Genomic DNA, 24,119 nt, shown 5'->3' with positions numbered 1-24,119 from the left:
CGATGCACGGAACTTTTGTTCCGGTTCTCACGTTGAATGTGCTCATCGAAGAGGCTCCCCCAATGATCACTCGTCTTCTTTCGACCGCGTCGTGCGCCGCGATTGCCACGGCGCTGTTCACTGCGACGGCTGTGCCGGCAATCGCGCAGGATGCGGCATGCGCGCCGGTCTCTGCCGTCGATACCGCGCCGCCGCCGTTGCCGACCTACGATCAGCCGCCGGTGCCCGGGCCCGGTTACATGTGGTCGCCGGGCAATTGGTCGTGGGACGAGGATCGCGGCGATTACTACTGGGTGCCTGGCACCTGGGTGCAGCCGCCGCGGGTCGGGCTGCTGTGGACTCCCGGTTACTGGGGCGCTTTCGGCGGCGGCTTCATTTTTCATCCCGGATATTGGGGTGATCGCGTCGGCTTCTACGGCGGCATCAATTACGGTTTCGGCTACGGCGGTTCAGGCTACGAGGGCGGCCGCTGGGATCATGGCACGTTCTTCTACAATCGTGCCGTGAACAATCTGCAGGGTGCGCGGATCACCAACGTCTACGAGAAGAACGTCACGATCAATCAGACGACGGTCAACAACGTCAGCTACAATGGCGGCCGCGGCGGCATCGAGGTGCGGCCGACTCCCGCCGAACGTGAGATCGCCAAGGAGCAGCATTTCGCGGCGACGCCGTTGCAACGCAAGCAGGTCGAGACCGCAAGCCAGGATCCAAGCCTGTTCAAGCGGGCCAACAACGGCGTGCCCGCCATTGCGGCAACAGCGCGTCCCGGCGAGTTGAAGGGACCGGGCGTGGTTCGCGCGCGCCCGGCCGGCGAGGTGGTGCCTGCCAACGCTGCTCGGCCGGCGGCCGGGGAGCCGGCGCGGCCGGGCGCTGCAGCGGCACCCGCACCGGCCGATTCCCATGCGCTCCCGGTGCCGGGCAAGGAGCTTCCGGCCGCGCATCCGTCCGCTCAGGAGAACAAGCCTGCGGCCGAGGAGAAGCGCGCAACTCCCGAGACGAAGGTTGAGCCGCATCCCGCTGCACCGGCGCCTGCCGAATCCCACGCGCTTCCGGTGCCCGAGAAGGGGATTGCGGCGCATCCGCCCGCCGAGGTGAACAGGCCCGCGGTCGAGGAGAAGCGCGCAGCGCCCGCCACCGAGCCGAAGGTTGAGTCGCGGCCTGCAACGGAAGCGGCGCGGCGTGCCGCACCGGAGAGGCGGCCCGAGGAGGTGCGCAAGGAGGAGCCGCGGCCGGAGCCTGCCGCCGAAGCCCGCCGCGCGGCCGGAGCAGGCCGCAAGGCCCGAGCCTCGCCCGGAGCCTGCTGCAAGGCCGGAAGCGCGGCCCGAGACGATGGCGCGTCCTGAGGTGCATCCGCAGCAGCCGGCCCCTCGGCCGGAGCCGCACGTTCAGGCCGCGCCACACGTTCAGGTGCCGCCGCATGCCGCGCCGGCGGCAGGTCACCCCGCAGAGGAGAAGCGGCAGGAGCAACGCTGAGGTAAGATCGCGCTCCGCCGGCTCGTTCCGGCGGAGCGCGATATCTTCCGCTCGTGCGCAGGCGATCATCGCCGGAGGCCGGTCATGGCTCAGAGTCACGGTGGCGACGGACAGCTTGACGATGGAAAGCCTCGCCTGAGCGAGGACGATATACAGCGGGCCCTGCTCGGTCCGAGGGGCGTGCCGGGCAAGCCGGATCCCGCCAGGATGACGCCGCAGCAGAAAAAGAACATGCCGAACTATCTCGATCCCGGACATACCTCGTAAAGCGGCGATGACGTGAACGCATGCTGCGTCGTCCGTTCCCGGGCGGCGTGTCTGCGCACTTGCAAATCGTCTGCTTTTGCGTCCTCATGATTGCAGGTGCACTCACGGTGTTGCGGAGCAGGTTGTGAGAAATCCGTACGAGGTTCTAGGCGTCGCCCCGACGGCGTCCTCGGCCGATATCCAGAGGGCCTATCGAAAGCTGGCGAAGAAACTGCATCCGGATCTCAATCCGGGCGACAAGGCGGCCGAAGACAAATTCAAGGAAGTCGCCGCGGCGAATGATTTGCTCTCGGATGCCGACAAGCGCAAGCGCTTCGACGCCGGTGAGATCGACGCTGATGGCGCCGAGCGGCCGCAGCATCGCTACTATCGGGATTTCGCCACCGCGGATCAGGGGCATCCCTACGCCGACAGTTCGGGTTATGCCGATTATATGGACCAGGACGACGCGTTCGCCGAACTGCTGCGGCGCACCGAGCAAGCGCGGGCGAACCGGCGCGGCCGCGACCTGCACTACAGCCTCGTGATCGATTTCGCCGAATCGATCGCCGGCGCGAGCAAGCGCCTGACGCTTCCCGACGGCGGCACGCTCGATGTGACGATCCCGCCGGGACTGATCGACGGCCAGGTCATTCGTCTGCGCGGCAAGGGCATGCCCGGCACCGGCAAGGGCGGCCCCGGCGACGCGCTGATCGAAGTGGAGATCAGGCCCGATCCGCGCTTCACCCGCGAGGGCGACGACATTTCGCTGGAATTGCCGATCTCGCTGTCAGAAGCGGTGCTCGGCGGCAAGGTCAACGTTCCGACGCCGACCGGCGCGGTCACCATGACGGTTCCGAAGGGCTCGAACACCGGCACGACGCTGCGGTTGCGCGGCAAGGGCGCGCCGCGGGTCGGCGGCGGTCATGGCGATGAGTTCGTCAGGCTCAAGGTGGTCCTGCCCAAGGGGCCCGATCCCGCGCTCGAGGCGTTCGTGTCGAACTGGGACCGCAAGGGATTCAATCCACGCGATGATGGTGCATCATGAACAAGCAGCAGTTCCTGATCGATGCGGGTCTGGAGGCGCAGACCCTGGAGTTCTGGATCGAGCAGCAATGGCTCGTTCCGGACGAGACCGCGCACGAGATCAGCTTTTCCGATACCGACGTGGCGCGCGCGCATCTGATCCAGGATCTGAAGGGCGACTTCGGCGTCAACGACGAAGGGATCGACGTCATCCTCCATCTGGTCGACCAGCTGCATGGCTTGCGCCGTGCGTTCGAAGAGTTGCACAAGGATATCGCGTCATCGCCGCGCTAGCCGCCTCGCTTGCGGCGAACCTCAGCCTCTGGATCAGCCTTGGGAGACGATCATGACGGACAAGCCGACGCCGCTGACCCATGGCGAGATCGACGTTCTGATTTTGCAGGCGCTGGTGCGCAAGCTGATCGCAAAGGGCGTGCTGACGCCGGACGATGTCCGCTCGATGCTGTTCGAGGCCGCGAAAAATCTCGACCTTGTCGGCAGCGAACTTACGACGGAAGCCGCCAACATCATCGTGCAGGAGGATCTGGCGCCGGCATTCCTCGGCGGTTGATTTCGTCAGGTCTGGCCGCTGCGGCTGGAGACCAACCGGATTTGCGTGATCTGGTCGGCATTGCCGGCAAGATAGGACTGTGCGTCGCGTACCAGACGCTCGATCGCCGCGGCGTCATAGCCCGGATGACGGGTGTTCAGATGCAGATCGGTCTCGATCAGCATCACATTGGTTGTAACATCGGCGCCGATCTCGACCGAGAACGACACCAACGAAACGTGCGGGCTCTTGAACGCCATGTCTTGATCTCCTTTCTTCACGCGCAAAGCGCCGATATCACCGCGTTGGACGGTGGACGCCGTTACCCCAGGCTGCTGAATCTTCCCTCGCGGTTGCCGCATTTTGCGCGGCAACACCAGAATGCCTGCGATCGAGCTCCTCGATCATGCCGCGGGCGATCTCGCGCTCGCCCATGATCACGATGTCGGCTCCGAGCCCTTTCAGATGATCGACCTCGGCGTCGGAATGCGCGCGCGCGATGATCCGGATATCGGCATTTGTGGCGCGCGCCTGCTCGACGATCTGCCCGGCCTCGAACGCTTCGGGAATGGCGATGACGAGCGATCGCGCGCCGGCCGGATTGGTCGCGCGCAGCACGCTGGCGCGCGCGGCGTTGCCCGTCAGGGCTTCGATGCCGCGCTGCCTGAGCTTTGCGACCATGTCGTCGGACGCCTCGACCGCGAGGAACGACGCGTTGCGCTGATGCAGGGCATCGCCGACGATGCTGCCGACCCGGCCATAGCCGACCAGGATGGTGTGATCCCGCAAGTCGGTGACCGGGATCGCCTCGGAGGTTGCAACGATCGGCGAGGCGGCCTGCGGTTTCTCGAGCCGCGCGGTCAGCCAGTCGACTACCGCGAACAGCAGCGGGTTGAGCATGATCGAGAAGGTCGCACCGGCCAGGATCAGGTCGCGGCCGGCCTTTGGCAGCAGATTGAGGGCAACACCGAGCTCGGCCAGGATGAAGGAGAATTCGCCGATCTGGGCGAGGCTCGCCGAGATCATCAGGGCGGTCGCCATCGGATGACGGAACAGCACCACGATCAGCAGCGCAGCGAGCGACTTGCCGACCACGATGACGAACAGCGTCGCGAGAAACGGCCGCGGCTCGCGCACCACGCTGAGCGGATCGAACAGCATGCCGACCGAGACGAAGAACAGCACCGCGAATGCGTCGCGCAGCGGCAGGGTCTCCCGGGCGGCGCGCTGGCTCAGCGGCGATTCCCGCAGCATCATCCCGGCGAAGAAGGCGCCGAGCGCAAGCGACACCCCGAACAGCTTGGTCGCGCCGAACGCGATGCAGAGCGCGATCGCGAGCACGGCCAGCCGGAACAGCTCGCGCGAGCCGGTATGCGCGATGTAGTGCAGGGCCCATGGGATCAGCCGACGTCCGACCACCAGCATCAGCGCGATGAACACGGCGATCTTGATCAGCGTCAGCGCCAGCACGCCGGTCAGCCCGAGGCCGAAGCGGGCGGCGAGCGGATCGGCGACGAGCGCGCCGCCGTCGCCGCCCTGGAAGCTCGCCACCGCCGGGAACAGCACCAGCGCGAGCACCATGGCGAGGTCCTCGACGATCAGCCAGCCGACCGCGATCTTGCCGCGTTCGGTGTCCATCAGGCGGCGCTCCTGCAGCGCGCGCAACAGCACGACGGTACTTGCGACCGACAATGCGAGCCCGAACACGAGGCCCGCGCCGACGGTCCAGCCCATCAACAGCGCGAGGCCGAGGCCCAACAGTGTGGCGACCGCAATCTGCGCAACGGCGCCGGGCACCGCGATCGCGCGCACCGACAGCAGGTCGTTCAGCGAGAAATGCAGGCCGACGCCGAACATCAGGAGAATGATACCGAGTTCGGCGAGCTCGGTTGCCAGCGCCTGATCGGCGACGAAGCCGGGCGTGAACGGACCCACGGCGACACCCGCGAGCAAATAACCGACCAGTGGCGGAACCCGAAAGCGCTGGGCGATGGTTCCGAAGACGAAGGCAAGTCCGAGGCCCGCGACGACGGTCGCGATCAGAGGTGTGTCATGCGGCATTTCGCCTTGTCGCACAGCATGGTTGGCGGTGCACCGCGACCATTTGAGGCGCGGCATTCCGCGCGCGGAACTGTGATCTATTGCTCATAGCGTGAGCATATGATCTCATGCCGCGATGGATCCGCGGCTGCCCAAAACCGATCTGGTCATCTTCGACTGTGACGGCGTGCTCGTCGATAGCGAGGAATTGAGCTGCCGCTGCCTCGCCGAGGCGATGGCGAAGGCCGGCATCGAGATGAGCACCGAGCGGGCGCTCGAACTCTTCCTCGGGCGCAGCACCACGGCCCTGGTCGACTATTGCCGGGGCGTGGGCAAGCCGTTGCCCGCGACTTTCCTGCCCGAATTGGCGCACCAGGTGCGCGAGACCTTCCGCTCGCAGCTCAAGCCGATCGTCGGCATCGCCGCCGTGCTCGCGGAATTGCACCTGCCGTATTGTGTCGCTTCATCGAGCGATCTTGCCCGGGTGAGGTTCTCGCTCGAGCTGACCGGTCTTGCGTCGAGCTTCGGACAGCGGCTCTACACCGCGCAGATGGTCGAGCATGGCAAGCCGGCGCCGGATCTGTTCCTGTTTGCCGCCGGCGAAATGGCAGCCGAGCCGCGTCGCACGCTGGTCATCGAGGACAGCGTCAGCGGGGTGACGGCGGCGAAGGCCGCGGGGATGAAAGTGTGGGGATTTGTTGGTGGCGCCCACTATCGGTTGGCGGATGGCAGTGCTCTGCTGAAGCAGGCCGGGGCGGATCGAATCTTCGCCGCGATGACGGATTTCTGGAACGAAGGCTGACGCACGATCATGGCTGCGCCCGACAACGAAAAGTCTCGCCTCGACGATGCGGCGCGCGCCGGCTGGCTGTATTTCATCGCGGGCCACACCCAGGACGAAATAGCAAAAATGCTGCAGGTGTCGCGCGCCTCGGCGCAGCGCCTGGTGTCGCTGTGTCTGGCGGAGCGGCTGATCACGTTTCGTCTCGAGCACCCCATTGCAGCCTGCATGGAGCTGGCGTCTCGCCTGAAGGCGAGGTTCGATCTGGTGCATTGCGACGTCGTGCCGACGGATCCGGCGGCGCCGCTGTCGAATGCCGGGATCGCCGAACGCAGCGCCAATCTGCTGGAGCTGACGCTCCGCTCGGAGACGCCTGTCATCGTGGCGCTCGGCACCGGCCGCGCGGTGCGCGCCGCGGTCGAGCGGGTCTCTCCGATCGAGCGGCCCGATCATCAGATCGTCTCGCTGGTCGGCAACATCTCCGCCGACGGCTCGGCAAGCTTCTACGACACGGTCGGGCGGCTCGCCGACCGCACCGGCGCGCGGCATTACCCGATGCCGCTGCCGTTCCTGATGTCGAGCGAGGACGAGCGCAACCGCATGATCCGCATCGATCCGATCGCGCGGGTGAGGGCGGTCGCCGCCAAGGCCGATCTGCGGCTGATCGGCATCGGCCAGATGGACCAGAAGGCCCAGGTCCATGTCGACGGCTTCGTCACCCGCGAAGAATTGCTGGAGATGATGCGGCTCGGCGCGGTCGGCGAGGTGACGGGCTGGGCCTATGACGCCAAGGGCCGCCTGATCAAAGGCGGCACCAACAAGCGCCTGACCAGCATTCCGCCGCAGATCCCCGCGGTGTCGACCACGATTGCCGCGGCCGTCGGCGCCGCCAAGGTGCCGTCGATCAAGGCTGCGCTGGCGGGCCGGGTGATCAACGGCCTCATCACCGACGAGGCGACCGCGCGCGCGGTGCTGGACCGCTAGGCGGCTCTCTCTTCCGTTCAGGAACCACCCTTCCAGCGTGCAATGCAACCCGCAGTCGCGCGGGACGGTGCAGCCGCGCGCGCTTGACAAACTTTAACGATGGGATGAACATACGCCCAACACGTGGGCATATGCTCAACGTGACATAAGGGAGGTCACCTTGAAAAACGTCCTTTGCGCCGTTGCGGGCGCGGCTGCTCTTTTGATCTCTGCCCCCTCGATCGCCCAGACCACGCTGACGGTGGCGACCGTCAACAACGGCGACATGATCCGCATGCAGGGGCTCACCAGCGAATTCACCGCGAAGAACCCCGACATATCAGTCAAATGGGTGACGCTCGAGGAGAACGTGCTGCGGCAGCGCGTGACCACCGACATCGCCACCAAGGGCGGCCAGTTCGACGTGCTCACGATCGGCACCTATGAGGTGCCGATCTGGGCCAAGAAGGGCTGGCTGGTGCCGCTCGACAAGCTTGGCGCCGATTACGACGTCAATGACCTGCTGCCGAAGATCAGGGATGCGGTCTCCGTCGACGGCAAGCTCTACGCCGCGCCGTTCTACGGCGAGAGCTCGATGGTGATGTACCGCACCGACCTGTTCGACAAGGCCGGCCTGAAGATGCCGGAAAGCCCGACCTGGGACTTCGTGGTCGACGCGGCCAAGAAGCTGACCGACAAGTCGGGCGGCGTCTACGGCATCTGCCTGCGCGGCAAGGCCGGTTGGGGCGAGAACATGGCGTTCCTGACTGCGATGGCGAATTCCTTTGGCGCGCGCTGGTTCGACGAGAAATGGGAGCCGCAGTTCAATTCGCCGGAATGGAAGAAGACGCTCACGACCTATGTCGACCTGATGAAGCAGGCCGGCCCTCCCGGCGCCTCTTCCAACGGCTTCAACGAGAACCTCGCGCTGTTCAATGCCGGCAAATGCGCGATGTGGATCGACGCCACGGTGGCGGCGTCGTTCGTGACCAACCCGGCGCAGTCCACGGTCGCGGGCAAGGTCGGTTTCGCGCTGGCGCCGAACACCGGGCTCGGCAAGAACGCCAACTGGCTGTGGGCGTGGAGCCTGGCGATCCCCGCCGGCTCGAAGAAGGTCGAGGCGGCCGAGAAATTCATCGCCTGGGCGACCAGCAAGGACTACTCCAAGCTCGTCGCATCGAAGGAGGGCTGGTCCAACGTGCCGCCGGGAACACGGACCTCGCTGTACCAGAATCCCGAGTATCTGAAAGCGGCGCCGTTCGCCAAGATGACCCTGGCCTCGATCGATGCGGCTGATCCGAGCCACCCGACCGTGAAGCCGGTGCCCTATGTCGGCGTGCAATATGCGGCGATTCCTGAATTCCAGGGCATCGGCACCCAGGTCGGCCAGCAATTCTCGGCCGCGCTGTCCGGCTCGACGTCAGTCGATGCCGCGCTCGCCGCCGCGCAGTCCGTGACCGAGCGCGAGATGAAGCGCGCGGGCTACATCAAATAATCCACGCGATCCGATCGCCAGGGCGCGTCAAACGCCCTGGCCCCCGACCAGCTCAAGACCTCCCGAGCTGGGCTACTCGCGGCCATCCTGTCCCGCAGCGGGATGGTCGCTCCTTTCCTTAAGAAGGAGGCGGGGATGGCGACCCAGCAGACCCAACTGCTCGCACGCACGCTGCTCACGCCCGCCGTGGCGCTGCTGTTCATCTGGATGATCGTGCCGCTGGCGCTCACGATCTACTTCGCGACCCTGCACTACAATCTGCTCGATCCCGGCTCCGAATCCTTCGTCGGGCTGGAGAATTTCCGCTACTTCCTGACCGATCCGGCCTTCCTCGCCTCGCTGCAGAACACGCTGGTGCTGGTCGGCTCGGTGCTCGCGATCACGATCATCCTCGGCGTGCCGCTGGCGCTGTTGCTCGACCAGCAGGTGGTCGGGCTCTCGATCGTCCGGCTGATGGTGATCGCGCCGTTCTTCGTGATGCCGACGGTGAGCGCGCTGGTCTGGAAGAACCTGTTGATGCATCCGGTGTCGGGCCTGTTCGCCTGGATCGCGCATCTGTTCGGGCTGCCGGCGATCGACTGGTTCAACGATGCGCCGCTGTTCTCGGTGATCCTGATCGTCTCCTGGCAGTGGCTGCCGTTCGCGACCCTGATCCTCTTGACCGCGCTGCAATCGCTCGACGAGGAACAGAAGGAGGCCGCTGAGATGGACGGTGCGAGCGCGATCTCGACTTTCATCTACATCACGCTGCCGCATCTGGCGCGTCCGATCACGGTGGTGATCCTGATCGAGACTATCTTCCTGCTCACGGTGTTTGCGGAGATCTTCGTCACCACCGGCGGTGGCCCCGGTCTGCAGACCACCAATATCGCCTTCCTGATCTATTCGCAGGCGCTCATCCAGTACGACGTCGGCAGCGCCTCGGCGGGCGGCCTGGTCGCGGTGGTGCTCGCCAACATCGTTGCGTTCTTCCTCGTTCGTATCGTCGGCCGGAATCTGGAGGCGTAACCTCATGGCGCGGAAGGTCACGACACGGAACAAGGTGATCTCGACGGCGGCGGCCTGGCTGGCCGGCTTCCTGATCTTCTTCCCGATCCTCTGGATGGTGCTGGCGAGCTTCAAGACCGAGCTCGAAGCCTTCGCGATCCCGCCATCGTTCCTGTTCTTCCACTGGACGACGGAGAACTACGTCACGGTGCAGGAGCGCAGCGACTACCTCCACCACGCGCTCAACTCGATCATCATCGCCGGCGGCTCGACCTTGATCGCGATGCTGATCGCAATTCCGGCGGCATGGTCGATGGCGTTCTCGCCGACCAAGCGGACCAAGGATGTGCTGCTCTGGATGCTCTCCACCAAGATGATGCCGCCGGTCGGCGTGCTGGTGCCGATCTACCTGATCTACCGGACGTTCGGCGTGCTCGATACCCGAAGCGGCCTGATCTTCATTCTGTGCCTCGGCAATCTGCCGATCGTGATCTGGATGCTGTTCACCTATTTCAAGGAAATCCCGAAGGACATTCTCGAGGCGGCGCGGATGGACGGCGCCACGATCGGCCGCGAGCTGATCTATGTGCTGACGCCGATGGCGGTGCCGGGGCTCGCCTCGACCTTGCTGCTCAATCTGATCCTGGCGTGGAACGAGGCGTTCTGGACGCTCAATTTGTCGACCCTCGAGGCCGCGCCGCTCACCGTGTTCATCGCATCCTATTCCAGCCCGGAAGGATTGTTCTGGGCGAAATTGTCGGCGGCGTCGACGCTCGCGATCGCGCCCATTCTCGTGCTCGGCTGGTTCAGTCAGCGGCAGCTCGTCCGCGGCCTGACCTTCGGCGCGGTCAAATAGCAGAAGGGCTTTCGCCATGGGTCAGATTACGCTGCAAGGTGTGCAAAAATCGTTCGGGCCGGTCCACATCATCAAGGGCGCCGACCTCGAGATCGCCGACGGCTCCTTCGTCGTCTTCGTCGGTCCGTCAGGCTGCGGCAAGACCACACTGCTGCGGCTGATCGCGGGGCTGGAAGACGTCACCGGCGGCGCCATCCTGATCGACGGCCGCAACGTGGTCGACGTGCCGCCGGCCAAGCGCGGGCTGTCGATGGTGTTCCAGTCCTACGCGCTCTATCCGCATATGAGCGTGCGCGGCAACATCGCGTTCGGCCTGAAAATGGCAGGAGTCGCCAAGGACGAGATCAACCGCAAGGTCGAGGCTGCCGCGGCCACCCTCAACCTGACGCCCTATCTCGACCGCAAGCCGCGCGAGCTCTCCGGCGGCCAGCGCCAGCGCGTTGCGATCGGCCGTGCCATCGTGCGCGAGCCGAAGGCGTTCCTGTTCGACGAGCCGCTGTCGAACCTCGACGCCGCGCTGCGGGTGCAGATGCGGCTCGAGGTGACGCGGTTGCAGAAGCAGCTCGGCACCACGGCAATCTACGTCACCCACGACCAGGTCGAGGCCATGACCATGGCCGACAAGATCGTGGTGCTGAACGGCGGCAAGATCGAGCAATACGGTTCGCCGCTCGAGCTCTACGAGAAGCCGGCGAACCTGTTCGTCGCCGGTTTCATCGGCTCGCCGAAGATGAATTTCGTCACCGGCGAGCTCGCCAGGCAGCAGGGCGCGACCACCATCGGGGTGCGGCCCGAGCATTTGAAGGTCGAGCGCGACGGGCAGGGCGGCTGGCACGGCACGGTCGCGGTCGCCGAGCATCTCGGCAGCGACACCTTTCTCTATGTCGACGCTGCGGCATTGGGAACGTTGACCGCGCGCTATGTCGGCGAGCTCGACCTGCATCCCGGCGATCGGGTGTCGCTGATCCCGGATCCGGCACGCATCTATCGTTTCGACGACAGCGGAAAGTCGATCCACGCGTAAGGAAGAAGAAAATGTATCTCGAGAAATTCAGACTCGGCGGCAAGACTGCCATCATCACCGGCGCCGGTCAGGGCATCGGGCTAGCCTGCGCCGAGGCGCTCGCGGAAGCCGGCGCCAAGGTCATCATCGGCGACCGCGATGCCAAGGTCGCCAATGACGCGCAGGCGGCGCTGAAGGCCAAGGGCTTCGACGCCGATATCGCGCTGATGGACGTGACGGATTCCGGGCGCGTCTCGGCGGTCGCCGACGAACTGGTCCGCAAGTACGGCAAGGTCGACATCCTCATCAACAATGCCGGCATCGCGCGCAGCGAGACGCCGGCCGAGACCGTGACCGACGAGCACTGGCTCAACGTCATCGACGTCAATCTGAACGGCACCTTCTGGTGCTGCCGCGCGTTCGGCAATCACATGCTGAAGGCGAGGTCCGGCACCATCGTCAATGTCGGCTCGATGTCCGGCTTCATCGTCAACAAGCCGCAGGAGCAGTGCTTCTACAACGCCTCCAAGGCCGCGGTGCATCATTTGACCAAATCGCTCGCCGCCGAATGGGCCGCGCGCGGGGTCCGCGTCAACGCCGTGGCGCCGACCTATATCGAGACCCCGCTGAACGCCTTCGTGAAGAACAGCCCCCGCATGTATGACGCCTGGATTGGTGGAACCCCGATGGCGCGGATGGGGCAGGTCGACGAGATCGCCTCCGTGGTGCTGTTCCTGGCCTCCGAGGCGGCGAGCCTGATGACCGGAAGCATCGTTCTGGTCGATGGCGGCTACACTTGCTGGTAAGCTTGCGCCGGAAATGACGGAGCGGCCATGCGGCAAGCCTATATCGGGGTGGACGTCGGGAGCGCCAGCGCCCGGGCGGGGGTATTCGACGAGGCCGGGAAGCTATTGGGTTCGGCCCGGCATCCGATCCGGGTCTGGCATGAGCCCGGCGACATCGTCGAGCAATCGTCCGACGACATCTGGGCGGCCTGCGTGACGTCGGTGCGTCACGCGATGCGGGAGGCGGCGGTCGCGGCCGAGCAGGTCAAGGGCATCGGTTTCGATGCGACCTGCTCGCTGGTCGTGCTCGACAGAGCCGGCCGGCCGCTCACCGTCAGCCCGTCCGGCGACCCCGCGCGCAATGTCGTGGTCTGGATGGACCACCGCGCGATGGACGAGACCGAATTCGTCAACGCGACCGGTGATCGCGTGCTGCGCTATGTCGGCGGCGCCATCTCGCCGGAGATGGAGATTCCGAAGATCCTCTGGCTGAAGCGGCATCTGCCCGCGACCTTCGACGCCGCTGGGCATTTCTTCGACCTCGCCGACTATCTCTCGTTCCGCGCCTCCGGCTCGCTGGCGCGCTCGACCTGCACGGTCACCTGCAAATGGACCTATGTGGCCAGTGAGGGCGGCTGGAGCGAATCTTTCCTGAAGCGGGTCGGGCTCGAGGCGCTCGCTGCGGATCGCTTTGCCCGGATCGGGACCGAGATCGTGCCGCCCGGCTCGCCGCTCGGCCGCGGGCTGTCGGAGAATGCCGCACGCGATCTCGGCCTGGTGCCGGGAACCGCGGTCGGCGCCTCGCTGATCGATGCCCATGCCGGCGGCGTCGGCGCGATCGGTGGCCGTGATGGCTCGGGCGCCGACGTCGATGTCTGCCAGCGGCTCGCCTACATCATGGGAACGTCGGCCTGCATCATGGCGACGACGGTCGATCCTTGCTTCGTGCCCGGCGTCTGGGGCCCGTATTTCGAAGGCATGGTGCCGGGCTTCTGGCTGAACGAGGGCGGTCAATCCGCGGCAGGTGCCGCGATCGATCATCTGCTCAAATCGCATCCGGCGCATGCCGAGGTTTTGCTAGCTGCGAAGAACGACGGCGTCGATGTCATCGAGCACCTCGAAAGGCGCATCCTGGCGCGCAGCGGCAACGCCGGCGCGGCCGCACTTCTCGCCCGCAACGTTCATGTCCTGCCGGAATTCCTCGGCAACCGGTCGCCCTATGCCGATCCCGGCTCGCGCGCCGTGATCGCGGGGCTCGATCTCGACACCGACGTGTCGGCGCTGGAGCGGTTGTTCATCGCCGGCCTGTGCGGGCTGGCCTATGGCCTCGCCGATGTCATCGAAGCGCTGCAGGCCCACGGCGTCAGCGGCAAGACCATCGTGATCGGCGGCGGCGCGAGCCGCAGCCCCCTGGTGCGCCAGATCATGGCCGACACCACCGGCTACACGGTGGCGCTGCCGCAGACGCAAGAACCCGTCTTGCTCGGCGCCGCGATGCTTGGCGCGGTCGCCAGTGGTGCGCACAACTCGATCAATGCGGCGATGGCCGGCATGTCGGCGCTCGGGCGGCTGAGCGAGCCGACCAGGCCCGAGCTTGCCGATTTCCATCGCAAGAAGCGCGGCGTGCACAAGATGCTGCGCCAGCTCGATCGCGACAGCCGCGAGGCGATGAAGCGGGCGCCCGGTGCGGCGCCGGGTTGAGGTGTTTGCATGCTGCTGAGTTGCGGAGATGCGCTGATTGATTTCCTGCCGTCGCGGACGGCGGATGGACGCGAGGCCCTGACGCCCGCGGTCGGCGGCTCCTGCCTCAACATCGCGATCGGTGCCGCCCGGCTCGATGTTCCCACCGGCTTTGTCGGTGGCATCTCGACCGACACCTTCGGCCGAATGATCGCCGATCACGCCGCGGCGTCCGGCGTCGATCTCAGCCGCGCGACGCGCAGCGACCGCCAGGCCACGCTCGCCTTTGCGCGCGTGACCGGCACCGAAACGCAATACGCCTTCTATGACACCGACACGGCATCGCGGAACTGGATCTATCGGCGCGAGGCGATCGCGCTCGACGGCGTCACTTGCCTGCACACCGGCTCGACCACGCTGGTCCATGACAAGGGCGCGGCCGAGACGCTGGCCTTTATCGTAGATGCGCGGCCGAACGCGACCATCTCACTCGATCCGAACTGCCGGCCGAACCTCGTCAAGGACAAGGATGCCTATCGCACCCGCATGCTGGCGTTCTGCGGCAAGGCGGACGTCGTGAAGATGTCCGACGTCGACTTCGCCTATCTGTTTGGCGACGAGGCCTACGCTGCGCGCGCCGAGGCGCTGCTCTCGGGCGGCGCGTCGCTCGTCGTCATCACGCGCGGCAATGATGGCGCCTCTGCCTGGCATCGTGAGGCCGGATCGATCGAGGTCGCGTCGCCGGCCGTAAAGGTCGTGGATACGATCGGCGCCGGCGACAGTTTTCAGGCGGCGCTGCTCGCCGCGCTGCATCGGCTGGATCGGATCGCGCGGCAGCGGCTGCATGACATCTCCGCGGCCGAACTCGCGCGCGCGCTGTCGTTTGCCTGCAACTGCGCCGCCTTCACCTGCACGCGCGCCGGTGCCGATCCGCCGCGGAGCCGGGAGTTGCCTGCGGACACTTGGTAGGCCGGCGCACCGCGTGGCGCCATGCGCACAAGGCGATAGACTTGCGACATGCCGCACGGCACGATGCCCGGCGATCGACCATGTCTGATGCGAGCGCTTTGTCCCGATGAGCGATGATCTCTGTCTGCTGCCTGCCGTTGAGCTTCGCGCGCGGATCGCGCGCAAGGAGGTCTCTCCCGTCGAGGTCACAACCGCGGTGCTCGGCCGCGCCGAGCGGCTGCAGCCTGAGCTGAACTGCTTCATCACGCTGTGCGGCGACGAGGCGATGGCGCAGGCGAAGGCCGCGGAGCGGCAGGTCATGGCCGGCGAGCCGCTCGGCCTGCTGCACGGCATCCCGTTCACCGTGAAGGACATCGTCAGCACCAAGGGTGTGCGCACGACCTTCGGCGCGGTGCCGTACCGGAACAACGTACCCGATCATGACGCCGTGGCGGTGGCCCGGCTCCGTGCGCAGGGCGGAATATTGATCGGCAAGACCACGACGCCGGAGTTCGGCAGCAAATGCCTGACCGACTCGCCACTGTTCGGCCGCACCCGCAATGCGTGGAGCGCCGAGCGCTCCAGCGGCGGTTCCAGCGGCGGCGCGGCGGTGGCGGTCGCAAGCGGCATCGCGCCGCTGGCGGTTGCCACCGACGGCGGCGGCTCGACCCGGATTCCAGCCGCCTGCAACGGCGTTGTCGGGATCAAGCAGAGCAACGGCGTGATCCCGCACAGCCAGGTGCAGGACGCGTTCGGCAACCAGACCTATGTCACGCCGACCACGCGCACCGTCGCCGATACCGCGCTGATGATGCAGGCGATGGCCGGCGAGGATCCGTCCGATCCGTGGTCGATTGGCGTGCCGGTGCCTGATTATCTCGATCGTGCGGCGCCGCGCGGCGATCTCAGGGGCAGGCGGGTGCTGTACTGCCTGTCGCCGCCCGGGCGCCCGGTGACCGCGGACGTCGCCGCTGACTTCAAGGCGGGCCTCGACCGGCTGGCCAGCCTCGGCGCCGAAACTCGAGGAATTCTCCGGCGACGGCTTCGACGTCGAGCCGATCTGGCGCGCCATCAATCACACCGTCTGGCGGACCCGCTTCGAGAAGCTCGCGGCCGACCATCCCGATGATCTCAGCCCGACCTTCCTGAAGCAGCTCGCACTCGCCGCAAAGGTGAGCGGCGTCGCCTACCAGCAGGCGATGTTCGACCGCACCGCGCTGTTCCGCCGCGTGCAGTCGCTGCTTGCGCGCGGCGACTGGCTGGCGATGCCGACGCTGACCCGCACGGCGCTGCCGATCGATCAGGATCTGTTCGGTACCATCGACATCGACGGCCAGAGCTTCGACAGCGTGCGGCCGCACTGGTTTCCCTGGACCATGCTGTTCAACATGACCGGGCATCCCGCGGTCAGCATCCCTTCCGGCTTCGGCCGCGATGGCCTGCCGATCGGCCTGCATCTGGTCGGCCGCTTCCGGGCCGATGCCGACCTGCTGCGCGTCGCGGCGCTGTTCGAAGAGGCGAGCGATCTGCTCGGCCGCTGGCCGGCGCTGAAATCATGAATGACGCGGCCGAGGGCTTGCATTCGTTCGCGAACATGTTGAAACCTGCGGCCTGTTCCTTACCCTTCGGGCGGGCATGAGCGTATTCTTCCTGCGACGGATCCTGACCCTGGTGGCGACGCTGTTCGCGGCCTCGCTGATCATTTTCCTGGTGCTCGACGCGCTGCCCGGCGATGCCGCGCAGATGCTGATGGGCGCCGACGCCTCGCCCGATGCGGTGCGCGCGCTCACCGTCAAGCTCGGGCTCGACCAGCCGCTCACGGTTCGCTATCTGCTCTGGATCAAGGGCGTGGCGGTCGGCGACCTCGGCAACAGCTATGTCTATGGCACGCCGGTGGCCGGCCTGATCGCGGAGCGGCTGGTGCTGACCATCCCGCTCGCGATCATGTCGATGCTGATCACGGTGGTGCTGGCGCTCGCTGCCGGCATCTACACCGCGGCCAACCACAACAAGATCGGCGATGTCGGCGTGATGTCGCTGACCCAGATCGGCATCGCGCTGCCGAATTTCTGGTTCGCGATCCTCCTGATCCTGCTGTTCTCGGTGAAGCTGCAATGGCTGTCCGCCGGCGGATTTGCCGGCTGGGATGACGGCATCTGGCTCGGAATCAAGTCGCTGCTGCTGCCCGCGATCTCGCTTGCCGTGGTGCAGGCCGCGATCCTGGCCCGCGTCACCCGCTCTGCGGTGCTGGAGGTGCTGCGCGAGGATTTCGTCCGCACCGCGCGCGCCAAGGGGCTCGGCAAGCGCGAGGTGCTGTGGCGTCATGTGCTGCGCAACGCCATGATCCCGGTCATGACGGTCATGGGCTTGCAATTCGCCAATCTTCTGGCCGGCACCATCGTGATCGAGAACGTGTTCTATCTGCCGGGCCTCGGCCGGCTGATCTTCCAGTCGATCGCCAACCGCGACCTGATCGTGGTGCGCAACTGCGTGATGCTGCTCGCCGCGATGGTCGTGACAGTCAATTTCGTGGTCGATGTGCTCTATGCCTTCATCGATCCGCGCATCAAGGTCGCCAACCTGTGAGCGCGCCGCTGACCGCATCCGCCGGCACGGCGGCGATCGCACCGGGGACGAGGCCTGTGACCGGCTTCTGGTGGCGCGCCCTGCGCCATCGTAGCTTCGTGCTTGGTGCGGTGCTCAGCCTGCTCGTGCTCGGCGCGGCGCTGCTGTCGCTGGTCTGGACGCCGTGGTCGGCCTATGACATCGACGTCGCCTCGAAGCTGCACCCGCCGTCGGCGGCGCACTGGCTCGGCACCGACGTGCTCGGCCGCGATATCGTCTCGCTGCTGCTGGTCGGCGCGCGCTCCACCATCATGGTCGGCGTCATCGCCGTCGGCATTGGCCTGACCTTCGGTGTTGGCCTCGGCCTGACCGCGGCTGCCCGCAAGGGCTGGACCGAGGAGCTCATCATGCGGATGAGCGACTTCACCTTCGCTTTCCCTGCCGTGCTGTCGGCCATCATGCTGGCCGCGGTCGCAGGCCCCGGCATGGTGACGTCGATCACCGCGATCGGCATCTTCCAGATCCCGACCTTCGTCCGCGTCACCCGCGGCTCGGCCAATGCGATCTGGGCCCGCGAATTCGTGCTGGCGGCGCGCGCCGCGGGCAAGGGGTCGTTCCGCATCACGATCGAGCATGTGCTGCCGAACATCCTGTCGATCCTGATCGTGCAGGCGACGATCCAGTTCGCGCTCGCGATCCTCGCCGAGGCCGCGCTGTCCTATCTCGGGCTCGGCACCCAGCCGCCGCAGCCGTCCTGGGGCCGCATGCTCAACGATGCGCAGACCCTGCTGTTCCAGTCGCCGATGCTCGCGGTCTATCCCGGTGTTGCGATCGCGATCGCGGTGCTCGGCCTCAATTTGCTCGGCGACGGCTTGCGCGATCTGCTCGATCCCCGTCTGGCGCGGGAGCGCTGAGCATGGCTGACACAGGCGCGCCGTTGATCGAGGTGAAGGACCTGGGCGTCCGGCTCAACACCAGCCGCGGCCCGGCGCAGGCCGTCCGCGGCGTCAGCTTTGCGCTTCGGCGCGGCGAGACGCTCGGGCTGGTCGGCGAATCCGGTTGCGGCAAGTCGGTCACGGCGCTGGCCCTGATGGGGCTCTTGCCCGACAGCGCCGTGATCAGCGGCAGCATCCGGCTCGAAGGCGCAGAGCTCGTTGGCCTGCCCGACGCGGCTTATTGCAAGCTGCGCGGCAACCGCATCAGCATGATCTTCCAGGAGCCGATGACCGCGCTCAATCCGATGCACACGATCGGGCATCAAGTCGCCGAGCCGCTGCGGCGTCACACCGGTGTCTCGGCAACCGAAGCGCGGCAGGAAGCCATCGCCTTGCTCGATCGCGTCGGGCTGCCCGATGCGGCGAAGCGGGTCGATGCCTATCCGCACCAGTTTTCCGGCGGCCAGCGCCAGCGCATCACGATCGCGATGGCGCTCGCCTGCCAGCCGGAAGTGCTGATCGCCGATGAGCCGACCACAGCCCTCGACGTCACGATCCAGGGCCAGATCCTCGATCTGATCGCCGATCTCGTCGCGGTGCGCGGCATGTCGATGATCCTGATCTCGCACGATCTCGGCGTGATCGCCGAGAATGTCGAGCGCATGATGGTGATGTATGGCGGCACCGTGGTCGAAAGCGGCGCCACCGATGCCGTGTTCACCCGGATGGGCCATCCTTATACGCAGGGCCTGTTCCGCGCCCGCCCGCGGCTTGGCGCGCGCAAGGGGACGCGGCTCACGACCATCGCCGGCACCGTGCCGGAGCTGGCTGACTTGCCCGCGGGATGCACCTTCGCCGATCGTTGCGCGATCGTGGAAGGACGTTGCCGCGCGGCGCTGCCGGCGGTCGTCGACGTCGGCGGAAGCCATGGCGTGCGCTGCATAAGGACGGACGTCTCGATGGCGGCCGGGGGCATCGGCGCATGACCGTGCTCGATCAGCCCTGGTCCGCGTCCGCGACGCCGCTGCTCGAGGTGACGGATCTCGCGCAGCGCTACACCTTGCCGCGCGAAAGCCTGTTCAAGCCGGCGGCGCAGGTGCATGCGCTCAACGGCGTCACAGCGCAGGTCATGCCGGGCAAGAGCCTCGGCGTCGTCGGCGAGTCCGGGTCGGGCAAATCGACCTTTGCGCGGCTGGTGATGGCGCTGGAGCGGCCGACATCGGGGCAGGTGTCGCTGCTGGGGCGTGACCTCAATCGGATGCCGGCGGATGAGCTGCGCCGCGCCCGCCGCGATTTCCAGATGGTGTTCCAGGATCCCTACGGCTCGCTCGATCCGCGGCAGACCATCGCGCGCATCGTGGCCGAGCCGCTGACCGCGCTCGGGCGGATCGATCGCGGCAGCCTGCGCGAGCGTGTCGCCACGGTGCTGCGGCAGGTCGGGTTGCGCGATGCCGACATGTACAAGTTCCCGCACGAATTCTCCGGCGGCCAGCGCCAACGCATCGCGATCGCGCGCGCGCTGATCACCCAGCCGAAGCTGATCGTCGCCGACGAGCCGGTCTCCGCGCTCGACGTCTCGGTGCAGGCGCAGGTGCTCAATCTGATGCAGGATCTGCAGGATGAATTCGGCCTGAGCTACATCCTGATCAGCCACGACCTCGCGGTGGTCGACCTGCTCTGCGACGAGATCGCGGTGATGTATCTCGGGCGCATCGTCGAGCAGGGGCGGCCGACCGATCTGTTTGCGCGCTCTGCCCATCCCTATACGCGCGCGCTGCTGGATGCGGTGCCGCGCGCCCGGGCCGGTCGCGTCCGGCGGCGCCGCGGCGCGCAGGCGATCGGCTCGCAGGCCTCGGCCATCACCGGCTGTCCTTACGCGCCGCGCTGTCCGCTGGCCGACCAGCATTGTCGCGAGGCCGCGCCTGCGCTACGCAGCGTGGGAGGCGCCCATCTGGCGGCCTGCCATCACGCCGAAGCCGTGATGGCGCTGCCGCCAGTGGTCGCCGAGGCCGGTTAGTCCTGTGTGCGGGATGAACCCAAGTTGATCAAAGAACACGTCCGGGGAGCAGACCAATGTTGAGGAAATTGTGCGTCATCGCGGCGGTTGCCGCGCTCGCCGCAGCACCGCTGCCGAGCCTCGCGCAGGGCAAGAAAGACAGCGTTGTGATGGGCATGACGCTGGAGCCGCCGGGGCTCGATCCCACCAACGCGGCAGCCGCGGCGATCGCCGAAGTCACGCTCTACAATGTCTATGAGACGCTGACCAAGATCAACGAGGACGGCTCGGTGTCGCCGTTGCTCGCCGAGAGCTGGCAGGCCTCGCCCGATCTCAAGACCTACACTTTCAAGCTCCGCAAGGGCGTCAAATTCCACAATGGCGAACCCTTCGATTCCGCCGCGGTGAAGTTCTCGTTCGACCGCGCGGCCGCGCCGACCTCGACCAACAAGGACAGGAGCCTGCACCAGGCCTTCACGTCGGTGACGGCGCCGGATCCGGAGACGATCGTGGTCGCGTTGAAGTACGCCGAGCCCAACCTGCCGTTCCTGCTCGGTCAGGCATCGGGCTCGATCGTCGAGCCGAAGAGCGCGCCGACCGATGCGACCCAGCCGGTCGGCACCGGACCCTATACGCTCGGCAGCTGGGCCAAGGGTTCGTCGATCACGCTGGTCAAATGGCCGGACTATCGCAACGCCGCCGCGATCAAGCTCGCCAAGGTGACGATCCGCTTCATCGGCGATCCCGCCGCGCAGGTCGCGTCGCTGCTGTCGGGTGACGTCGACGCGTTCCCGCGGGTTGCGGCGGCGCGCAGCCTAGCGCAGTTCAAGGCCGATCCGCGCTTCGATGTCCTGATCGGCGGCTCGCGAACAAAAACCATCGTCGGCATCAACGAGCGCAAGAAGCCGCTCGACGACGTCCGCGTTCGCCGCGCCATCCTGGCCGCGATCGACCGCAAGGCGATGATTGACGGCGCCGTCGACGGCTTCGGCACGCCGATCGGCAGTTTCTACACGCCGGGGATCGCTCGGCTATGTCGATACCACCGGCATCAACGCCTACGATCCCGAACTGGCCAAGAAGCTGCTGGCCGAGGCCGGCGTCAAGACGCCGCTGGAGCTCAGCCTCAAGCTGCCGCCGCCGTCCTACGCGCGGCAGGGCGGCGAGGTGCTCGCGGCCCAGCTCGCCAAGGTCGGCATCGTGGCCAAGATCGAGAACGTCGAATGGGCGCAATGGCTGTCGCAGGTCTTCACCGGCCCGCACAATTACGACCTTACCATCGTCGCGCATGTCGAGCCGTTCGACCTCGTGAAGCTGACCGAGCCGGACTACTATCTCGGCTACAAATCCGAGGCGTTCAACGCGCTGTACCAGCAGATCATGGCGACGCCCGACGAGGCCGGCCGCGCGAAGCTGCTCGGCGACGCCCAGCGGATGCTGGCAACCGATGCGGTCGCCGGCTTCCTGTTCCAGCCGCAATTGATCACGATCGCCAGCAAGAAGCTGAAGGGCGTGTGGAAGGACGTGCCGCAGTTCGAGAATGATTTCTCGACCTGGGCTTGGGAGTAACTTGCGAGTAATCCGGGAGGAAGCGATCGCTCCGGCGGAGACCGATGGCCTCAGCCGGCGCCGCACCTCGCGCGACGCCGTCGCTTGACGCTTAGTCTCATTTTACGTGCTGCGCCTGCGAAGGCGAACGTGTCCGGCGATACGCGAAGGCGCCGGAAGACACCGATATTGCTCAGGTTGATGCAAGCCCGCGCTCGCAGCACTCGGGCGCGCGAACGCATGCTGTTCCGGCTTCGCAGTGAGCGCATCGGTTGTCTTTGTGAAGGACAGCGCTAACATGGAACCCGTCCATCGATACCTGTCGTTGTCTTTTTTGATCACCTATTGCAGCGCAACCAAGGCCACCAACGGTGCGCGGTTGCTACGGCGGCCAGGCCTCGAAGGGGAAGTAGCAAACATCATCCCTGATACTGCAACCAAGAAATAACGGGGGAGAGCATGTACGTGAAAGGGCTTGCGGCATTCGCCACAGCGGTCGGCGTTGGCCTGTTGTCCGGTGCTGCCATCGCACAAGAAGTCAAGCAGGAGAAGCAGTCGGTCCTGGGGAACGCCAATGTCCCTCCGGTGACCCAGGAGCAGCTCAACGCCGCCGACAAGAACGCGAAAGACTTCCTGCTCACCAACGGAAATTACGCGCAGACGCGGTTTTATCCGGGCAAGCAGATCGGCCGGGACAATGTGAAGAACCTGCACGTCGCCTGGATTTTCCAGACCGACGTCAAGGAGTCGCTCGAGACATCGCCGATCGTCGTCGACGGCGTGATGTATGTCACGACGTCGTTCAGCCATGTCTATGCGCTCGACGCCAAGACCGGCCAGCAGCTCTGGCACTATGCCCACAAGATGGGCCCGATCACGGTCTATTGCTGCGGTCCCAACAATCGCGGCGTTCAGGTGCTCGGCGACCGGGTCTATCTGGCGACGCTGGATTCCAAACTGATGGCGCTGAACGCCAAGACCGGCGAGGTGGTCTGGACCACCAACATCGCCGATCCCGAGCTCGGCTACAGCGAGACGATGGCGCCGACCGTGGTCAAGGACAAGGTGCTGATCGGCACCAATGGCGGCGAATACGGCGTCCGCGGCTTCGTGCGCGCCTATGATGCCAAGACCGGCAAGCAGCTCTGGAATTTCAACACCATTCCGGAGAACTCCGTCGGCGTCTGGGCGACCAAGGACGCCACCGGCCGCGACATGCATCGCAATATCCAGGCCGAGAAGGACATGCTCGCCAAGATCGGCGATCCCTATGCCAAGCTCGGCGGCGGCGTGTGGCAGAACCCGTCGGTCGATCTGGCGACCAACCGGATCTACTTCGTCGTCGGCAATCCCTCGCCCGACCTCGACGGCTCGAACCGGCCCGGCGACAACCTCTACACCAACTCGCTGGTCTCGCTCGATCTCGACACCGGCAAGTATGTCTGCCACTTCCAGTACATCGCCCATGACGTCTGACGTCTGGGACCTCGACGCGGTCAGCCCGACGGTGCTGGTCAACGTCAAGGACAAGGACGGCAAGACGATTCCCGGCGTCATTCATGCCGGCAAGACCGGGCACATCTATGTGCACGATCGCAAGGACTGCAGCCTGATTCGCTTCTCCGAGGCGATGGTGCCGCAGGAGAACATGTGGGTGCTGCCGACCAAGGAAGGTGCACGCATGCTGCCCGGCGCCAACGGCGGCGTCGAATGGTCGCCGATCGCGACCGACCCGGGACAGGAGCTGGCCTACGCCATCAACCTGCACCAGCCGATGACCTACCACGTCGAGAGCTCGGCCTATCCGAACGGCAAGCTGTGGCTGGGCGGGGCCTTCAAGGTGATCCCGAGCGAGAAGCAGTCGGGCAACATCACCGCGGTGAACTACAACACCGGCAAGATCAAGTGGCAGGTCAAGACACCAGAGCCGATGATCGGCGGCATCCTCGCCACGGCCGGCGGTCTGGTCTTCACCGGCGAAGGCAACGGCAAGTTCGCGGCCTATAATTCGTCGAGCGGCAAGGAGCTGTGGAGCTTCCGCGCCGGCGCCGGCGTCAACGCGCCGCCGTCGAGCTACATGATCGGCGGCAAGCAGTATGTCGTGGTCGGCGCGGGCGGTAACACCCAGGTCGATTTCAAGCGCGGCAACAACATCATCGCCTTCACGCTCGACTGAGCCGGGGCGTGATGCATCGTCACGCGTGCAAACATTGACGGCGAGGCGGGGCCGGGTCGGTCC

At 66.1% G+C, this 24,119-nt stretch carries 22 protein-coding genes and 2 pseudogenes; 22 read left to right on the top strand and 2 right to left on the bottom strand.

Annotated elements, in window-relative coordinates; genetic code table 11:
- Positions 1-62 precede the first annotated feature (62 nt).
- From ACVW1C_RS12055 to ACVW1C_RS12035, 5 genes are all read left to right on the top strand, one after another.
- A complete protein-coding gene (locus tag ACVW1C_RS12055) occupies positions 63-1,346 on the top strand; it encodes a hypothetical protein (protein ID WP_456758600.1) in 1,284 nt (427 codons plus the stop codon).
- Positions 1,347-1,560: 214 nt separating this feature from the next.
- Positions 1,561-1,743: a hypothetical protein gene (locus tag ACVW1C_RS12050; RefSeq protein ID WP_456758599.1), complete on the top strand. Its 183-nt coding sequence runs from the start codon at positions 1,561-1,563 to the stop codon at positions 1,741-1,743.
- 124 nt (positions 1,744-1,867) lie between these two features.
- Positions 1,868-2,770: a DnaJ C-terminal domain-containing protein gene (locus ACVW1C_RS12045; protein ID WP_456758598.1), complete on the top strand. Its 903-nt coding sequence runs from the start codon at positions 1,868-1,870 to the stop codon at positions 2,768-2,770.
- Complete coding sequence (locus tag ACVW1C_RS12040) at positions 2,767-3,042, top strand: chaperone modulator CbpM (protein ID WP_456758597.1); 276 nt, start codon at positions 2,767-2,769, stop codon at positions 3,040-3,042. Before ACVW1C_RS12045 ends, ACVW1C_RS12040 begins: the two co-directional genes overlap by 4 nt.
- A 52-nt stretch (positions 3,043-3,094) precedes the next feature.
- Positions 3,095-3,319, top strand: a complete 225-nt coding sequence (locus ACVW1C_RS12035; RefSeq protein ID WP_456758596.1) for a hypothetical protein — start codon at positions 3,095-3,097, stop codon at positions 3,317-3,319.
- Positions 3,320-3,324: 5 nt separating this feature from the next.
- On the opposite strand, the gene ACVW1C_RS12030 is transcribed toward ACVW1C_RS12035, so the two are convergent.
- Together ACVW1C_RS12030 and ybaL are read right to left on the bottom strand one after the other, a co-directional pair.
- Positions 3,325-3,558: a hypothetical protein gene (locus tag ACVW1C_RS12030; RefSeq protein ID WP_456758595.1), complete on the bottom strand. Its 234-nt coding sequence runs from the start codon at positions 3,556-3,558 to the stop codon at positions 3,325-3,327.
- A gap of 37 nt (positions 3,559-3,595) precedes the next feature.
- On the bottom strand, positions 3,596-5,359 hold the full coding sequence (gene ybaL / locus ACVW1C_RS12025) for a YbaL family putative K(+) efflux transporter (protein ID WP_456758594.1): 1,764 nt from the start codon (positions 5,357-5,359) through the stop codon (positions 3,596-3,598).
- 115 nt (positions 5,360-5,474) lie between these two features.
- Between ybaL and ACVW1C_RS12020 the strand changes: the two genes are divergently transcribed.
- The 17 genes and pseudogenes from ACVW1C_RS12020 to ACVW1C_RS11940 all read left to right on the top strand — a co-directional run bounded on the left by ACVW1C_RS12020 (position 5,475) and on the right by ACVW1C_RS11940 (position 24,056).
- Positions 5,475-6,140 (top strand): HAD family hydrolase, encoded by a 666-nt coding sequence (locus ACVW1C_RS12020; protein ID WP_456758593.1) that lies wholly within the window; start codon positions 5,475-5,477, stop codon positions 6,138-6,140.
- Between the two features lie 9 nt (positions 6,141-6,149).
- Entirely contained in the window at positions 6,150-7,103 is a 954-nt protein-coding gene (locus ACVW1C_RS12015) for a sugar-binding transcriptional regulator (RefSeq protein WP_456758592.1), read from the top strand.
- 160 nt (positions 7,104-7,263) lie between these two features.
- Complete coding sequence (locus ACVW1C_RS12010) at positions 7,264-8,577, top strand: ABC transporter substrate-binding protein (RefSeq protein WP_456758591.1); 1,314 nt, start codon at positions 7,264-7,266, stop codon at positions 8,575-8,577.
- A gap of 135 nt (positions 8,578-8,712) precedes the next feature.
- Positions 8,713-9,585 carry a carbohydrate ABC transporter permease gene (locus ACVW1C_RS12005; protein WP_171947724.1) on the top strand — a complete coding sequence of 291 codons (873 nt, stop codon included), beginning with the start codon at positions 8,713-8,715 and terminating at the stop codon, positions 9,583-9,585.
- Between the two features lie 4 nt (positions 9,586-9,589).
- Positions 9,590-10,420, top strand: coding sequence for a carbohydrate ABC transporter permease (locus ACVW1C_RS12000; protein ID WP_456758590.1), 831 nt, complete (start codon positions 9,590-9,592; stop codon positions 10,418-10,420).
- 16 nt (positions 10,421-10,436) lie between these two features.
- Positions 10,437-11,444: an ABC transporter ATP-binding protein gene (locus ACVW1C_RS11995; RefSeq protein WP_456758589.1), complete on the top strand. Its 1,008-nt coding sequence runs from the start codon at positions 10,437-10,439 to the stop codon at positions 11,442-11,444.
- An 11-nt stretch (positions 11,445-11,455) separates the two neighbouring features.
- Positions 11,456-12,229 (top strand): SDR family NAD(P)-dependent oxidoreductase, encoded by a 774-nt coding sequence (locus ACVW1C_RS11990; RefSeq protein ID WP_456758588.1) that lies wholly within the window; start codon positions 11,456-11,458, stop codon positions 12,227-12,229.
- A 27-nt stretch (positions 12,230-12,256) separates the two neighbouring features.
- Entirely contained in the window at positions 12,257-13,909 is a 1,653-nt protein-coding gene (locus tag ACVW1C_RS11985; protein ID WP_456758587.1) for an FGGY-family carbohydrate kinase, read from the top strand.
- A 9-nt stretch (positions 13,910-13,918) separates the two neighbouring features.
- On the top strand, positions 13,919-14,857 hold the full coding sequence (locus ACVW1C_RS11980; protein WP_456758586.1) for a carbohydrate kinase family protein: 939 nt from the start codon (positions 13,919-13,921) through the stop codon (positions 14,855-14,857).
- Positions 14,858-14,963: 106 nt separating this feature from the next.
- A pseudogene (locus ACVW1C_RS11975) lies at positions 14,964-16,395 on the top strand (amidase).
- Between the two features lie 76 nt (positions 16,396-16,471).
- Positions 16,472-17,422, top strand: coding sequence for an ABC transporter permease (locus tag ACVW1C_RS11970; RefSeq protein ID WP_456758585.1), 951 nt, complete (start codon positions 16,472-16,474; stop codon positions 17,420-17,422).
- Positions 17,419-18,315: an ABC transporter permease gene (locus ACVW1C_RS11965; RefSeq protein ID WP_456758584.1), complete on the top strand. Its 897-nt coding sequence runs from the start codon at positions 17,419-17,421 to the stop codon at positions 18,313-18,315. The genes ACVW1C_RS11970 and ACVW1C_RS11965 overlap by 4 nt, the downstream gene beginning before the upstream one ends.
- A 2-nt stretch (positions 18,316-18,317) precedes the next feature.
- Positions 18,318-19,322 carry an ABC transporter ATP-binding protein gene (locus ACVW1C_RS11960; RefSeq protein WP_456758583.1) on the top strand — a complete coding sequence of 335 codons (1,005 nt, stop codon included), beginning with the start codon at positions 18,318-18,320 and terminating at the stop codon, positions 19,320-19,322.
- Entirely contained in the window at positions 19,319-20,353 is a 1,035-nt protein-coding gene (locus ACVW1C_RS11955; RefSeq protein ID WP_456758582.1) for an ABC transporter ATP-binding protein, read from the top strand. The genes ACVW1C_RS11960 and ACVW1C_RS11955 overlap by 4 nt, the downstream gene beginning before the upstream one ends.
- 56 nt (positions 20,354-20,409) lie before the next feature.
- A pseudogene (locus ACVW1C_RS11950) lies at positions 20,410-21,901 on the top strand (ABC transporter substrate-binding protein).
- A 444-nt stretch (positions 21,902-22,345) separates the two neighbouring features.
- Entirely contained in the window at positions 22,346-23,356 is a 1,011-nt protein-coding gene (locus ACVW1C_RS11945; protein ID WP_456758581.1) for an outer membrane protein assembly factor BamB family protein, read from the top strand.
- Positions 23,346-24,056: an outer membrane protein assembly factor BamB family protein gene (locus ACVW1C_RS11940; protein WP_456758580.1), complete on the top strand. Its 711-nt coding sequence runs from the start codon at positions 23,346-23,348 to the stop codon at positions 24,054-24,056. The genes ACVW1C_RS11945 and ACVW1C_RS11940 overlap by 11 nt, the downstream gene beginning before the upstream one ends.
- The last annotated feature ends 63 nt before the right edge of the window (positions 24,057-24,119 follow it).

Source organism: Bradyrhizobium sp. USDA 4011 (assembly GCF_054063415.1).
The sequence above is the reverse complement of the archived record's forward strand: the minus strand, read 5'-3'. Positions and strand labels throughout refer to the sequence as shown.